Below are 12,392 nucleotides of genomic sequence, written 5' to 3' on the forward strand. Positions count from 1 at the left end.
TCGTGTGGTCGAGACACCAATCTAGTTTGGCCATCTGGCCAAAGTCAAGTGGCCAAGGTTTGCGGTAGCATCGATTGATATGAACAGTGCCACTGCGGGCCGGAGAATCATGAGGGCCAACGAACGTAAGGCCCTTTTGGTTCAGGCAGCGCTACGGGTGATGAAGCGCGAGGGGATCAAAGCGGCGACGACGCGGGCGATCTGCGCCGAAGCTGGGATGCCGCACGGAGCTTTCCACTACTGCTTCAACTCGAAGCGCGAGCTGTACACCGCTCTACTGGCGACCGACATCTCCGCTGACCTAGATCAGACATGGGCGCAGATCACCCCCTCAGGGGATGTGAAGGCCAGCATCCACGCACTGCTGACTGGCTACTGGAGCACCGTCGAGGCAGACCCCCAGACCCAGATCGTCCTGACCGAACTGACAACTCTCGCCCTCCGCGACCCCGATCTAGCGGAACTGCCTGCATGGGAACAACACGCCTACCGCGATCAGGTCGTCGCACACCTCAATCGTTTCGCCACCCAAGCAGATGTCACGTATGCGATCCCGATTCCCCTACTGGCAGGCATGATCCTGTCCGCACTCAACGGAGTCACCGATTCATGGCTCGCCCACCGCGACGATGACGAGGCAACACGGCAGCTCGATGAGTTCGCTGAGGTCTTCGCCAGCTACGTCCGACGCGACACATGACCAATACCGGCACCTGACGTCGCCATGCGCCCATCCAGTAGCGCAGCATACACCGCTCACAGGATCTCGACCCGCTGGACTCACGACGCGACGAGTGCCCGTAGCTGCTGGGGATCGGCGATCACGTCGTAGCTGCGGATTTTGCCATCGGTGATGTTGAAGGTGAGCACCAGGCGGGTGGGGTCTCCCACGATGAGGATTGGGTCGCCGCCAAGGTCTCGTATCTGGGCGGCGTGAGCGTTGGTGCGCAGGATGCGTGTTTCCTCGATGACCTGGTCGCGGCCAGCGATTCTCAGCGATACGCCAGCAGGGAGCGCTTGAGGGTCGGCGGTGCGCACGACGTCGGGATGCAACACGGTGATCAGCCCGTGGATGTTGTCCTGTCTGGCAGCGTCCAGGAACGCCTCGACGACCTTCCGCTTCTCACCCGTAACCGGAGAATGACCCGGACGAGCATCTCGTAGACGGTGGCGGGCTCTGCTGGCCTGGCGGCGAGCTGCGGTCTCGCTGGTCTGCAGCATTGCGGCAATGTCGGCGAAGCTGATGCCGAACACGTCATGCAGGATCCAGGTGATCCGTTGGGCGGGGGTGAGTTCGTCCAGCACGACATCGAGTGCTACTTCCACGTCGGTGGCGAGCTCGATCTCCTCGTGTGGGGACAGTCGGGCGTCAGCAACCGCGTCCGTATCCAGCGCAAGCGTGGGGCGTCGACGCCGCAGGCAGTCCAGACTCAACCGGGTGACCACAGTGGTCAGCCACGCCTCGATGTTGGCGATCTCGTCCAGGTCGGCGCGCTGGTAGCGCAACCACGTCTCTTGGACCACATCATGTGCGTCCTCGTGGTGACGCAGCAACCGGTACGCCACCGCCGGCCCCGTCGCGGTCAACGAGACCTGGAGTCGGATCCGCACCGACTCCGCCCACCACGCCGTGCTGTGGATCAGCGAATGGCCCCGCTCCTTGGTATACACAGGCTTCCTCTCACCCATTCTGCTCTCCAGCGGAATCCAACGAGCGTTCTCCCTGATCTGCACCCCATGCGCTCCGACCAAGCCGCCCGCGACATCTGCAAAAAGAAAGTCGAGCACATCTCCGACCAAGCCCAACGCGCCAAAATCGGACAGATCGAAGACGCCTCACAGACCGCCGAATACCACGACGTCCTCCAACAAGAAGCCGACCTCACCGCCGGCCACGGCATCCTGCGCTACACCGGCCTGATCACCGTCACCGCCACCACGATCGAAGACCTCGACGCCCACGTCGCCGCCCTCGAACAAGCCGCCATCCAAGCCAACTGCGAAACCCGACTCCTCGCCGGACAACAAGCCAAAGCCTTCACCGCCGCAGCCCTCCCACTCTGCCGCCAGGTCTGACGACGACTAGGAAGGGGTCATTCGGGCACTGTGACGAGGCAAAAGGGATGGCCTGCGGGGTCAGCGTAGATGCGCCAGGCTTTCGGGCCTGGGTCCAAGACCTCAGTGAGTGGGTGGCCGCCTGCTGCTTCGACGGCGGCACATGCCTCCGAGAGGTCATCGACTAGCAGGTCAAGGTGAACCTGCAGCTCGCCTCCGTGGCCCGGCCACTGCGGGGGTTCGTAATCGGAGACGCGATGGAACGAGAGGCGTCCGACAGGCTCCCAGTCCAGCGTCAACCACTGGTCATCACCGGTGGCCGGTGCAAGATCCAAGACTTTCTGCCAGAAGAGTGCTTCCGCTCCGGGGTCCTTGCACTCAAAGACGAGTTGCGTGAGGCGTCCGATTGCTGGCATATCTCCATGTTAGGACGCATCACCTGACCAGCCGAACGGTTCTATCGGGGTGCAGGGTGCTCACCGCGTGCTGCCTGATCGATCGCGTGGGCAAAGCGGGAGTTCATCGGGTCGTGCAGGTCGAACCACTCGATCGCTGCGAGGTCGTCGACGTGCGCTCGATACAGCTCAGGCCACGCTTCGCCAAGAACTTCGGTGTTGGTCGGTGTCGCGTATCCCAATGCGTCGCTGGCGACGGGAACCAACCGATCGCCAAAGTGCGTCAACGTGTTCCAGAGACGGTGCCGCCCGTTGGTGATGGGCTCGAACCAGGGGTCGACGCACACTGCTTCGCCGGCAGAGAACCATGAGGTCACGATGTGCCGCTCAGTCTCCGTCAGTGGTTCCGGTACCGAAGCCACCACCATTCCGTAGTACGTGTCGTCATCTTCATCGATGGTCCACCGCCCCGCGGCAAGCTCGTCTCCGACGAGGGCAACGGTAGAGGCAATCCGTCTCCAGCGCTGCTCGGAGGTGTCACTCCAACGAGGTTCACGGTGATCCTCCTGGTCCGGGTCTTCGAGCACCCAGTCTCGGACATGCTGCGCTGCGCCTCTCCACCAGAACGCGGGCATCCACACAGGAACTGACAACTCCATGAGCACCTCGCATCCGTCGATTCGGCTGTCCTCCATTACAGCCATCAGAGGACACCATCGCACACCTCCCTCATAGGCGTACCGCCGCTGCGTAGAGAGGACTGTTGGGATGGCGACGTTTGTTGATCCGGTTGCTGATGCTGCTGAGGCTTATGAGGGGTTGCGTGGGTTGGCGCATGCCACCCGGGCCTTTGAGGATCCGGCTGACACGTACCGGGTGTTGGGCGAAGTGTCGGGGTCGGTGCGGCTGTTGCGGCAGGTGCTGGACCAGCTCTCTCGTGCTCATGCTGATCACCGCGATATCGCGTTCACCGACGACCGCGTGCCTGCGGAGGCGGTGGCGTTGGCGGCGGCGGATGAGTTGCATCAGGCCGCCGACGGGCTGGATGAGGTCGCTGACCGGGTGATGCGCGCGCACGAAGCGTCCGGTCGGATCGCCTGGCACACCCACACCAGCCCTGAGCCCGAGGGTTCGCGGCGGTGGGTGAATGTGGTGTTCCTCCAGGGCAGTGAAGCCGATGAGGTGCTGGACCTGATTGATGTGGAGGGGGTGCAGGCGGGGATTGCGCATCTGGCGCAGTGGGACTTCGGCGACGAAACTACTGGCGCGGCGGTCGTGAACGGTGAGGTGTACGACGAGCTCCCGGGCGGGCAGTGGGATCGCAACTTCGAGGCCGACGGGTATGTGCTGATCTACAACCCGCAGATGGGGTATGTCGGGCTGGTCCGCGAACACCTCGACACCACGCCCACACCTGACGAGGAGGAGGTCGTCGCTGCGCGGGACGCGTTCAGTGGTGTCACCTCTGAGTCTCCGCGTCGGGCAGTTGCGGGCACGGATTGGTTCTCGCCCCCGACGGGCGGCGCAGCAGCATCGTCTTCGGTGGGGCGGTCTCGGTGAGCAGCGAGAAGGAACGGCTGCACGCTGCGGTGTTGGTCTCCCCGGCCGCGGAACGGCGCAAAGCTCGTAAGGCCCGGCGCCAGGCTGCCGCCCGGTTGCAGGCTGAGCAGGCCAGGGTCGAGCGGGAGGCGGCGAAGGCGAAAGCGCTGGCGGAACGGGAGGAGCGCAAGGCGACGACGTTTCTACCGGCGGCTGGTGAGGCGGGGCCGGCGGCGTTGCGGTCGCCGGGACGGTTGCGGTTGCCGCGGCATCAGGACACCTCGGCCACGCTGGCCGGGGCGTATCCGTTCATGGCCGAAGGCGGTCTGGGGTCGGATGGGGTGTTCGTCGGGCAGGACCCGTATTCGGGTGGCAGTTTCGTCTACGACCCGTGGGTCCTCTACGCCCGCGGGATCATCACCGCCCCGAACCTGGTGCTGGCGGGGATCGTCGGGTCGGGGAAGTCGTCGCTGGCGAAGTCGCTGTATACGCGGTCGTTGCCGTTCGGGCGCCGCGTCTACGTCCCCGGCGACCCCAAGGGCGAACACACCGCGGTCGCCGAAGCGGTGGGTGGGAAGGCGATCGTGCTCGGCCACGGCCTCCACACCCGCCTGAATCCCCTGGATGAGGGACACCGCCCCGGCGGGCTCACCGACCAGGAGTGGGCGAGCACCGTCGCGTCCCGGCGCCGTGACCTGATCGGCGCGCTGGCCGAGACCGTGTTGGCGCGGGGGCTCACGCCGTTGGAGCACACCGCTATCGACCTCGCCCTGACCGCGACGGTGGCGGAGAACGAGGTGCCGATCCTGCCAATGGTCGTCGACCACATCCTCACCCCCAGCCACGACCCCGACGGACGCCTGGCCGAGGACGGACGCCTGGTGGGCCATGCCCTGCGGCGTCTGGTCGCCGGTGACCTCGCCGGTCTGTTCGACGGCCCCTCCACCGTGGCGTTCGACCCGGATCTGCCGATGATCAGCCTGGACCTGTCCCGGGTGACCGAGAACTCCACCCTCATCAGCGTGTTGATGACCTGCAGCTCGGCATGGATGGAATCCGCGCTATTGAACCCGAACGGTGGGCAGCGGTGGGTGATCTACGACGAGGCCTGGCGGCTGATGTCCCATCCGGCGTTGTTGAAGCGGCTGGATGCGCATTGGCGTCTGGCCCGGCATTACGGGATCGCGAACATGCTGATCTTCCACAAACTCTCCGACCTCGACAACGTCGGCGACGAAGGCTCCGCCCTGCGCTCGCTGGCCAACAGTCTGTTGGCGAATGCGGAGACGCGGATCGTCTACCGCCAGGAATCCGATCAGCTCGGCCCCACCGCCACCGCCCTCGGCCTGACCGGCACCGAACAAGCCCTGCTGCCGAACCTCGGGGTGGGTCAGGGGCTGTGGCGGATCAAGAACCGCTCCTTCGTGATCCAACACCAGCTCCACCCCGGCGAGCTGGAGCTGTTCGACACCAGCAGCCGCCTCACCGCAGGAGTCAACTAATGCCCAAGCTTCCCGCCCTGAGACACCGCCGCAACGACCCGAGCGAGACGGTGCCGGTGGTGTTGCGGCACGTGGTCATCACCGTCGACATCACCGGCACCCTGACGGTAACCGTGGACCAGCAACTGCATCTTCCGCCGGCCGGTGAGGTGTGGGATCGGGGTGACTTCGCGGCCATCCTTGATGACCTCACCGAGCAACGCCATATTCCCGTGCGAGTGGATGTGTATGAGTCCGACGGCAGTCACTTCACCGACATCATCCACGCCCACCGACCACGCCGAAACCCCGAACCCGAGCCAGAGACCTCGGCCCCTGCCGGTGAAAAAGCTGCCGCGGACACTCCATCGCCGCTGTCAGACGAGCTGGAGCGGTTGGTGGGGTTCCTGCCCGGTGAGATGGTGCTCCTCGCCCAGATCGTTGAGGAAGTGGCGGCGGATGAGAACGGCACCATCACCCCACCCGACACAACTGTGATGCCGGTGGTGGTGGTCGGGCGGGCCTCCGGGACCCTGATTGTGCAGGAGACGCGATGAGTGCCTCGCAGCGGCAGAGTGGGTCGATGGGTGAGGAACTGATCAACGCCGCCCTCATCGGCCTCATCGTCCTGTTCTTCCTCACCCTCGTGCTCCGCGCGACTGGGTCGGTGGCTACGTTCCTCACCGGTATCCCACAACCAGCAGGCAGTTGTGCCGCTGGCGCCGGGGTGTTGTTCAACCCCGGTAACCCCGCAGTCGCGTTGGGGGCGCCTGGTCTCAGTTCGGTCGCCTATTGGGTCACCACAATCGTGGTTCTGGGCGGGCTGGTCGGCTTCGCGGGCTGGGGATGGGTCGTCTGGCGGCGCCGTTCCCACGCTCAGCAGGTGGATCCGCATCGGTTGGCGGGCACGGCGAGGCGGCACGAGGTCGCCCAGGTCGCCTCGGAGAAGGTGCTGCTGAAACGGGCGTCGACGTTGCGGCCGTCGCTGACGGACCCGGCCCCGGGTGAGGTGGGGTATCGGCTCGGGACGTCGAAGGGGCAGGGAGTGTGGGCGAGTGTGGAGGACTCGATCCTGCTGATCGGCCCGCCCCGTTCCGGTAAGGGACTGCACATCGTCATCCCCGCCATCCTCGACGCCCCCGGCCCCGTCGTCACCACCAGCACGCGCCCCGACAACCTGACCGCCACGCTGCGCGCCCGGCAACGCCGCGACCCGGTGGCGGTGTTCGATCCCCAGCACCTGGCCGGAGGACTCCCGGCGGGGATGCGCTGGTCACCCGTCCGGGGCTGTGAAGACCCGCTGACGGCGATGATCCGCGCGACCGGACTGGCTACTGCCACCGGGTTGTCGGCTGGTGGTGTGGAATCAGGTGGGTTCTGGGAAGGCAAGACCCGCACCGCCCTCCAAGCCCTCCTCCACGCCGTCGCGTTGGACTCTCGAAAGCCGGCGGATTTGTTCCGGTGGACCCTCGACCCCGCCGCCGCAGCCGAAGCCGTCGGGATTTTCGCCCGGATGCGCAGTGGCGTGGTCATCGGGGCGGTCGAGGATGACGTACGCCTGATTCGACTCCCGCCCGCGAGTCATCGCCACATACAGGTGCTCCCGCGTGGTGGTGGGTTCGACGAGGACGTGGGCGGTGTCGGTGGTGATGCCTTGGGCGCGGTGGGCGGTGACGGCGTAGCCGAGGTGCTCCAAACACACTCACCTGTGGTCGTGCGCGTGTGCACGGTTCCAGCTTACCTGCGTCCGTGGGACCGTCAGGCCGTGTCGCGCGGATCGAGATGCCGAGCAAGGCCGACGATGGCGGTGACCTCGCCCTTGCCGTAGAGCGCAACGTACTCGGCCACCGCGTTGTCTGCGCCGAGATAGTACTCGTCCGCGCCGGAGCAGTCAGCCTCGACGTACCGACGCGCGGCAGCACCGTTGTCGCGGAACAGGATGATCCCGCCTTTCACGTCTGCCTCCCTCATGAGTGGTCTCATGAGGGAGGTGCGCACGCCCCACCCACGGTGGCATACGTGCATCAATGAATCAATGAGTTAGTGGGAAATGGGTGGCAGGTCAGGCGGACGGAATCGAGTGCTGCTGCTCTGGACGACTGAGGTCAGCGTGTGAGCCATTCGGCGTAGCAGTCTGCGAGGCAGGGGGCGCCTGTGGTCGGAGCGAAGCAGTCGGCATCGTGATCGAGGCTGGGAAGCGAATCATGGCTGCAAGGCGCGGACTATCGAGGGCTGCGATCAGTAGGGCATCCGACACAACTGAACCGGAAATCAGGGCAGGGTCTCACGGCGCGCTCGGGTCGATCAGCGCCTCACCCGAGTAGAGCGCCTTCATGGTGCGTGACCATGACTCCAGACCTCCACGATCCAGCGGGTCTGCACCGAGCACTTCGGCAATGCGAGCGCGCAGCACGAGGACCGACAGGTCGTGCACGAGCAGAACCACCGCCAGCTGATGACGGTCAACCTCGGGAGCGATCGCTCCGTCTGCTGTGAGCCGGTCGACCAGCGCCCGTGCGAACTCCGCGAGACGCTCGAATGCCCGCCGGGCACGATCCCCGTGAGAGGTGAGCAAGCGGGAGAGGTAAGGCCCCACGGGCGAGTCCGCGAGGAGCCGGGCGACGGAGTCCATCGTCGCTTCCGAGTCGAAACTGCCGTCCGAGTCGATCGCGACGCTGTGCAGCAGGCGTTCGACGATCCTCAGAGCGTGCTCATCGACAGCCTCGATGAGCCCGCTCCGAGATCCGTAGTGCTTGATGATGAGGGGCTGTGAGACCCCGGCATGGTCAGCGATCGCGCGCAGCGGCACTGCCTCGACGCCGTCACGACCGAACAGCTCGACGGCCGCGTCTCGGATGATCGCCTTCGCGGTTCGATCCTCTGGTGAATACATGATTACTATGGTGATTAAGCAGTCACCAAGGATCAAGTCGCCACGCCGGAGGGAGAGCAATGACAGCACTGCGCTCGTGGAGCAGACGGATTGACGAGGTGCTCATCGCGCCGGGTGCCGCGGCTGGCGAGCGCCTGCTGGGTTACGGTGCCGGAGCTTCGGGAGCGGTCTTCGCGACTGCCCTCGCCACTCACGCCGCACTGCCCACCTGGGGTGTCGTCATCCTCGCCGCAGTGGCCTTCGACGTGTTCGGGGGCGTCGTCGTCAACGCCACCTTGTCGGGTTCGCGGCGATTCCATCAACCGGATACCCCGCGATGGTCGGCGCTCGGGTTCGTCGCGTTCCATGTCCACCCTTTTGTGCTGGCACTGTTACTGCCGGAGCAAATGCCCTGGGAGGTGGCCGCTGTCACGTACTCCGGGATCGTGCTGGCCACGGTGTTGGTGATTGTCGTCCCGCGCTCTCTTCGTCAGCCGGTCGCCTTCGCATCGGCGGCAGCGTTGATCGCCGTGACGACGTCCGTGCTGCCAGCCGCAAACGTCATCGGTTGGGTGCTTCCACTTCTCATCATCAAGCTCTTGCTTTCGCATCTCCTCCCGCACTCAGGAAGCGAATGACAACGATCCTTCACTGTCGTCCGCCCGCCTCCCTCCTGGCCGACCAGTCGCACCTTGGCGATTCCCCGCGTGGCATCAAGTAGGCGGCAGAACCGCAGGACGGCCTTCCGGCAAGCCTTCCCATGCCGCCAGGACCGCCGCCCCGACGCGGAGCACGTGACGCTTCTGCTGACGGGCGGCGCCACCGTGACCGAACACACCTCACCCACCGAAAGCGACCATGATGCGGGACCGGCTGGCTCAGCCAGCCAGGGGTTCGAGAGCCCCGAAGGGCTACGCGCCCTCTTGATCCGCTCGCATGTGGCTGGGCCTGGGGCCTGGCGGGGTGATCGTGAAGCGGCGGAACCGATGCGATACACGGCGGTGCGGTACGGTCCGCTGGCCCGCAGGTATGGGCTGGATGTGTGGGAGGTGGCCTCGGCGGCGTTCGAGGTCATGCTCGCCCCCTCGACGCGGAACGCGGGGAATCCGTGGGCGGTGGTCACTCGCGCTGTCCAGATCACTTGCGGTGTCGAGGCCGGTGCTGCCGGCCTGCTGGTCTCCACCGGCAAGGTCCGACACACGGGCAGGATCGCCGGGTTTCACGACGCTGTGCGGTTCGCGGAACGGGAGGGCCTGGCCGACTACCATTCTGCGTTCGTCGTCGCTCCTGACGATGATGATCCGGACCCCGACGGCGATGACGGGCGGGTCGCTGCGGTCCTGTCGGTGACGGTGGGGCTGTTCGTTTCGGCGGGCTGGGATGCCGCGCTCCGGATCGCGACGTCTCATCAGCTACTGAGCGGTGCGTTGCGTTCGGGCGAAGTCGCGCATCTTGGTGACGCCCTGGTCTCCGATCTGCTTGGTCAGCTCTTCTATGGTGACGGTCGCGAGGGAGCTGCGCCATTTATTCTCCGCCTCGGCCATCGCGTGGTGGATACCGCACGGACCGGTCTCTCTGATGGCGTCGGCTTCGTCGGTGAAGATTCCGCGGCAGCGCACTTCCTCGCACACGAACAGCGGGGCCTCTCCTTGTACCGTCTTGATGACGTCGAGGAGGGTAACGCTGTCTGCGGGTTGGGCTAGGAAGTAGCCACCGCGTTGTCCTGCTGAGGATCGGATGATGCCTTCGCGCACGAGCTGCTGGAGTTGCTTGCTCAGGTAGGCGTCGGGGATGTCAAACATCTCCGCCAGGGTGGTTTTGGCGAGCGGGCCGATGTCCTCGCACGCGTAGAGGGCGACAAGGCAGTGGGCCATCCACTCGGTTCCGCGCGGCAGTTTCACACTCCCATCCTACTCAACGAAGACTCTCATTGTCCTAGTTGACTCTCCTCCTGAACAGCAGTACTCCCCTGCCGCTCAGGTGATGCGCCAGGAGCGGAGGACTGTCGATCACTCGCTCGGCACTAGATTCAGGAGTCGTTCGACGAGGAATTTCATCGCTTCCAGGTTCTCAGACGGCACCGCATCCGGCTGAGCCTTGGAGACGCTTGAAACGCCGTAGGGGTTGCCATTGAGCGGCATGGCCTGGGCCTTACCTGCGGCGCCGGCGGGAACGATGATCGCTCCCCAGTGGTAGAGCACGTTGTTGAATGCGAGGATCGTGGACTCCTGCCCGCCGTGGTTGGAGGCGGTGGACACGAATGTCGACATGTACTTGTTGGCAAGCACACCCTGCTGATGCAGAGGCAGGGTCTGATCGAGAAAGTGCTTCACCGGCCCCGTCATTGACCCATACCGGCCGGGCGTACCCCACAGTACGGCATCGGCGGCTTCGAGATCGCCGAGGGCTTTCTGGTGCGCGGCGGCGGTGGCGTCTGGGTCGTCCAGCTCGGGAAGCCGGGTGGACAGGACACGATGCCCGAGCTGTTCGGCATGGGTGTGCGCGGCCTGGGCCATCTGATGCACGTTCCCCGTGCTGGAGTGGTAGATGACCGCGACGGTCTTCATCACTGGTTGCCTCCTCTGCTGGTCGGTTACAGGCTGGTGCCCATGGACACGTCGATGACCTGCCCGGTAATCGTTTGCGACGAAGACTGTGCAAGCAGGGCAACAGTCTCGGCGATGTCGTCGGCTTCGGCGATCTTCCCAAGTGCCGAGGACTCGCGAGTACCGGCAGCAGCCTGCTCGTTGCCGCGCAGCCATCCGGCGTTGATGTCAGTGTCCACGACGCCGGGTGCGACGACGTTGACCGTGATGCCCCGTGTGCCGAGGCTTACGGCCATGTTGCGGGCGAGGTATTCCAGGGCGATCTTGCTCATCCCGTACCCGGTCAATGCAGGGAATGCGTAGCGAGTGAGTGCGGAGCCCGTGAAGATGACCTGCCCGCCAGGGCTCTTCATCTTGTCCGCCAGCCCTGCTGCGAGCGCGTAGGGGGCGATGGTGTTGACCTGAAACAGGTCGCGCAACACCGACTCCGTCAGCTGAGTGAAGTCACCAAACGGCGCGATCCCCGCGTTGAGGAATGCGAGGTCGACCGTGCGGCCGTCGAGTGCCGCATCGAGTTGTGGCAGCAGAGCCTCGACCGCTCCGGGTTCGGAGAAGTCGGCACGTACAGGGGTCACGGTGGTCTGGTGCTCGGCGGCGATCTCGCGGATCGGGCCCAGTTCGCTGTCATCGCCACGCTGCTGGGCGATCACGTCGAAGCCCAGTGACGCCAACCGTCGAGCAGTGGCCTGCCCGATCCCTCGGCTAGCTCCGGTCACAAATGCGGTTCGAGTAGCGGTCATCCTTGTTGCCTCCTTAATTGATGCGGGTACACCATACCCATCCTAGTGTATCTGGATATTTATTGTCCACGTATGAAGGATGAGTGGCCGACAGGGCAGAAGGCGAAGCTCGAAGCCGAACAGGTCAGGCTCCTTCAAGCTCACCACGTTGACGCGATCCCTATCGACCTGCTCAAGAGCAAGCAAGACCGTATCCGCGCGACCACCGGTCGGCTCGACACGCTGGAGACGACGGGTTAATGCTCAAAATGTGTGTACGGTAGGGGCTTCTTGCCCAGTGTTCTGTAGGGCTTTAGGCAGTTATACATGCTTTGCAAGCATGTATCATGCATGGTGCTAGAAATCAGCCACGTTGTGGTGTATACAAAAACAAGCTTGTTAAGAACGGAAAAACCAAGGCCGGACGAACCCGCTGGCGGTGCAAAAACTGTGGCGCGTCATCGCTTACGCCCCGGGACCCAAGGCGTAAGTGGTTACAGTCGAATCTGCCTTCTGTAGCCACACGAAAGCCGTTTACTCTACAACCCTCGAAACAATGAACTTGGGGTGTAGAGAAAACCACCTGACACGCCCGACCCATAACACTTTTGGCCCATAACGGGTTATAGGCCAAAAAGTGTGTACGGTAGGAGCCTCTTGCCCAGTGTTCCGTAGGGCTTCAGGCGGTTATACATGCTTTGTAAGCATGTATCATGCATGGTGCT

The 12,392-nt window shown here is 64.4% G+C and carries 15 protein-coding genes and 4 pseudogenes; 9 read left to right on the forward strand and 10 right to left on the reverse strand.

The window, feature by feature from the left end; genetic code table 11:
- Nucleotides 1-109: 109 nt before the first annotated feature.
- Nucleotides 110-700 carry a TetR/AcrR family transcriptional regulator gene (locus tag QP868_RS08600; protein WP_284926162.1) on the forward strand — a complete coding sequence of 197 codons (591 nt, stop codon included), beginning with the start codon at nucleotides 110-112 and terminating at the stop codon, nucleotides 698-700.
- Nucleotides 701-780: 80 nt separating this feature from the next.
- Here the strand turns inward: QP868_RS08600 and QP868_RS08605 are convergent, their stop codons facing one another.
- Nucleotides 781-1,671: a sigma-70 family RNA polymerase sigma factor gene (locus tag QP868_RS08605; RefSeq protein ID WP_284926163.1), complete on the reverse strand. Its 891-nt coding sequence runs from the start codon at nucleotides 1,669-1,671 to the stop codon at nucleotides 781-783.
- Here QP868_RS08605 and QP868_RS08610 point away from each other — a divergent pair.
- A pseudogene (locus QP868_RS08610) lies at nucleotides 1,562-2,076 on the forward strand (SCO6880 family protein); the annotation flags it as partial. The gene QP868_RS08605 and the pseudogene QP868_RS08610 sit on opposite strands and share 110 nt — an antisense overlap.
- A gap of 17 nt (nucleotides 2,077-2,093) precedes the next feature.
- Here the strand turns inward: QP868_RS08610 and QP868_RS08615 are convergent.
- Both QP868_RS08615 and QP868_RS08620 read right to left on the reverse strand, forming a co-directional pair.
- On the reverse strand, nucleotides 2,094-2,471 hold the full coding sequence (locus QP868_RS08615) for a VOC family protein (RefSeq protein ID WP_284926164.1): 378 nt from the start codon (nucleotides 2,469-2,471) through the stop codon (nucleotides 2,094-2,096).
- A gap of 41 nt (nucleotides 2,472-2,512) precedes the next feature.
- Nucleotides 2,513-3,154, reverse strand: coding sequence for a hypothetical protein (locus QP868_RS08620; RefSeq protein ID WP_284926165.1), 642 nt, complete (start codon nucleotides 3,152-3,154; stop codon nucleotides 2,513-2,515).
- A gap of 64 nt (nucleotides 3,155-3,218) precedes the next feature.
- On the opposite strand from QP868_RS08620, the gene QP868_RS08625 reads away from it, so the two are divergent.
- The 4 genes and pseudogenes from QP868_RS08625 to QP868_RS08640 form a co-directional block, all read left to right on the forward strand.
- Entirely contained in the window at nucleotides 3,219-4,010 is a 792-nt protein-coding gene (locus tag QP868_RS08625; protein WP_284926166.1) for a hypothetical protein, read from the forward strand.
- A complete protein-coding gene (locus tag QP868_RS08630) occupies nucleotides 4,007-5,491 on the forward strand; it encodes an ATP-binding protein (RefSeq protein WP_284926167.1) in 1,485 nt (494 codons plus the stop codon). The genes QP868_RS08625 and QP868_RS08630 overlap by 4 nt, the downstream gene beginning before the upstream one ends.
- 59 nt (nucleotides 5,492-5,550) lie before the next feature.
- Nucleotides 5,551-6,027, forward strand: a complete 477-nt coding sequence (locus tag QP868_RS08635; RefSeq protein ID WP_284926168.1) for a hypothetical protein — start codon at nucleotides 5,551-5,553, stop codon at nucleotides 6,025-6,027.
- Nucleotides 6,024-6,974: pseudogene (locus QP868_RS08640) on the forward strand (type IV secretory system conjugative DNA transfer family protein); the annotation flags it as partial. The gene QP868_RS08635 and the pseudogene QP868_RS08640, both read left to right, overlap by 4 nt.
- On the opposite strand, the pseudogene QP868_RS08645 reads toward QP868_RS08640, so the two are convergent.
- The 3 genes and pseudogenes from QP868_RS08645 to QP868_RS08655 all read right to left on the reverse strand — a co-directional run.
- Nucleotides 6,966-7,157 (reverse strand): annotated as a pseudogene (locus QP868_RS08645) (C-terminal helicase domain-containing protein); the annotation flags it as partial. The pseudogenes QP868_RS08640 and QP868_RS08645 sit on opposite strands and share 9 nt — an antisense overlap.
- Nucleotides 7,158-7,228: 71 nt before the next feature.
- Complete coding sequence (locus QP868_RS08650) at nucleotides 7,229-7,426, reverse strand: hypothetical protein (protein ID WP_284926169.1); 198 nt, start codon at nucleotides 7,424-7,426, stop codon at nucleotides 7,229-7,231.
- Between the two features lie 328 nt (nucleotides 7,427-7,754).
- Nucleotides 7,755-8,363 (reverse strand): TetR/AcrR family transcriptional regulator, encoded by a 609-nt coding sequence (locus tag QP868_RS08655; protein ID WP_284926170.1) that lies wholly within the window; start codon nucleotides 8,361-8,363, stop codon nucleotides 7,755-7,757.
- Between the two features lie 59 nt (nucleotides 8,364-8,422).
- On the opposite strand from QP868_RS08655, the gene QP868_RS08660 reads away from it, so the two are divergent.
- The gene (locus QP868_RS08660; RefSeq protein ID WP_284926171.1) at nucleotides 8,423-8,980 is read left to right on the forward strand and encodes a hypothetical protein; all 558 of its coding nucleotides are present in this window, start codon (nucleotides 8,423-8,425) and stop codon (nucleotides 8,978-8,980) included.
- 75 nt (nucleotides 8,981-9,055) lie between these two features.
- On the opposite strand, the gene QP868_RS08665 is transcribed toward QP868_RS08660, so the two are convergent.
- From QP868_RS08665 to QP868_RS08680, 4 genes are all read right to left on the reverse strand, one after another.
- Nucleotides 9,056-9,178 carry a hypothetical protein gene (locus tag QP868_RS08665; RefSeq protein WP_284926172.1) on the reverse strand — a complete coding sequence of 41 codons (123 nt, stop codon included), beginning with the start codon at nucleotides 9,176-9,178 and terminating at the stop codon, nucleotides 9,056-9,058.
- 576 nt (nucleotides 9,179-9,754) lie between these two features.
- A complete protein-coding gene (locus tag QP868_RS08670; protein WP_284926173.1) occupies nucleotides 9,755-10,243 on the reverse strand; it encodes an RrF2 family transcriptional regulator in 489 nt (162 codons plus the stop codon).
- 108 nt (nucleotides 10,244-10,351) lie between these two features.
- Nucleotides 10,352-10,909, reverse strand: a complete 558-nt coding sequence (locus QP868_RS08675; RefSeq protein ID WP_284926177.1) for an NAD(P)H-dependent oxidoreductase — start codon at nucleotides 10,907-10,909, stop codon at nucleotides 10,352-10,354.
- Nucleotides 10,910-10,935: 26 nt separating this feature from the next.
- Nucleotides 10,936-11,688: an SDR family NAD(P)-dependent oxidoreductase gene (locus QP868_RS08680; RefSeq protein ID WP_284926174.1), complete on the reverse strand. Its 753-nt coding sequence runs from the start codon at nucleotides 11,686-11,688 to the stop codon at nucleotides 10,936-10,938.
- A gap of 72 nt (nucleotides 11,689-11,760) precedes the next feature.
- Between QP868_RS08680 and QP868_RS08685 the strand changes: the two genes are divergently transcribed.
- Nucleotides 11,761-11,928: a hypothetical protein gene (locus QP868_RS08685; RefSeq protein WP_284926175.1), complete on the forward strand. Its 168-nt coding sequence runs from the start codon at nucleotides 11,761-11,763 to the stop codon at nucleotides 11,926-11,928.
- Nucleotides 11,929-12,014: 86 nt separating this feature from the next.
- Nucleotides 12,015-12,158, forward strand: a pseudogene (locus QP868_RS08690) (IS1/IS1595 family N-terminal zinc-binding domain-containing protein); the annotation flags it as partial.
- Between the last annotated feature and the right edge of the window lie 234 nt (nucleotides 12,159-12,392).

Source organism: Brevibacterium sp. UMB1308A (assembly GCF_030230605.1).
Taxonomy (GTDB): domain Bacteria; phylum Actinomycetota; class Actinomycetes; order Actinomycetales; family Brevibacteriaceae; genus Brevibacterium.

Excerpts from the sequence above, each read along its gene's own strand:
- QP868_RS08600 (WP_284926162.1), top strand. The coding sequence starts at position 110 with ATGAGGGCCAACGAACGTAAGGCCCTTTTGGTTCAGGCAGCGCTACGG.
- QP868_RS08615 (WP_284926164.1), bottom strand. The coding sequence starts at position 2,471 with ATGCCAGCAATCGGACGCCTCACGCAACTCGTCTTTGAGTGCAAGGAC.
- QP868_RS08620 (WP_284926165.1), bottom strand. The coding sequence starts at position 3,154 with ATGGCTGTAATGGAGGACAGCCGAATCGACGGATGCGAGGTGCTCATG.
- QP868_RS08625 (WP_284926166.1), top strand. The coding sequence starts at position 3,219 with ATGGCGACGTTTGTTGATCCGGTTGCTGATGCTGCTGAGGCTTATGAG.
- QP868_RS08655 (WP_284926170.1), bottom strand. The coding sequence starts at position 8,363 with ATGTATTCACCAGAGGATCGAACCGCGAAGGCGATCATCCGAGACGCG.
- QP868_RS08660 (WP_284926171.1), top strand. The coding sequence starts at position 8,423 with ATGACAGCACTGCGCTCGTGGAGCAGACGGATTGACGAGGTGCTCATC.
- QP868_RS08675 (WP_284926177.1), bottom strand. The coding sequence starts at position 10,909 with ATGAAGACCGTCGCGGTCATCTACCACTCCAGCACGGGGAACGTGCAT.
- QP868_RS08680 (WP_284926174.1), bottom strand. The coding sequence starts at position 11,688 with ATGACCGCTACTCGAACCGCATTTGTGACCGGAGCTAGCCGAGGGATC.
- QP868_RS08685 (WP_284926175.1), top strand. The coding sequence starts at position 11,761 with ATGAAGGATGAGTGGCCGACAGGGCAGAAGGCGAAGCTCGAAGCCGAA.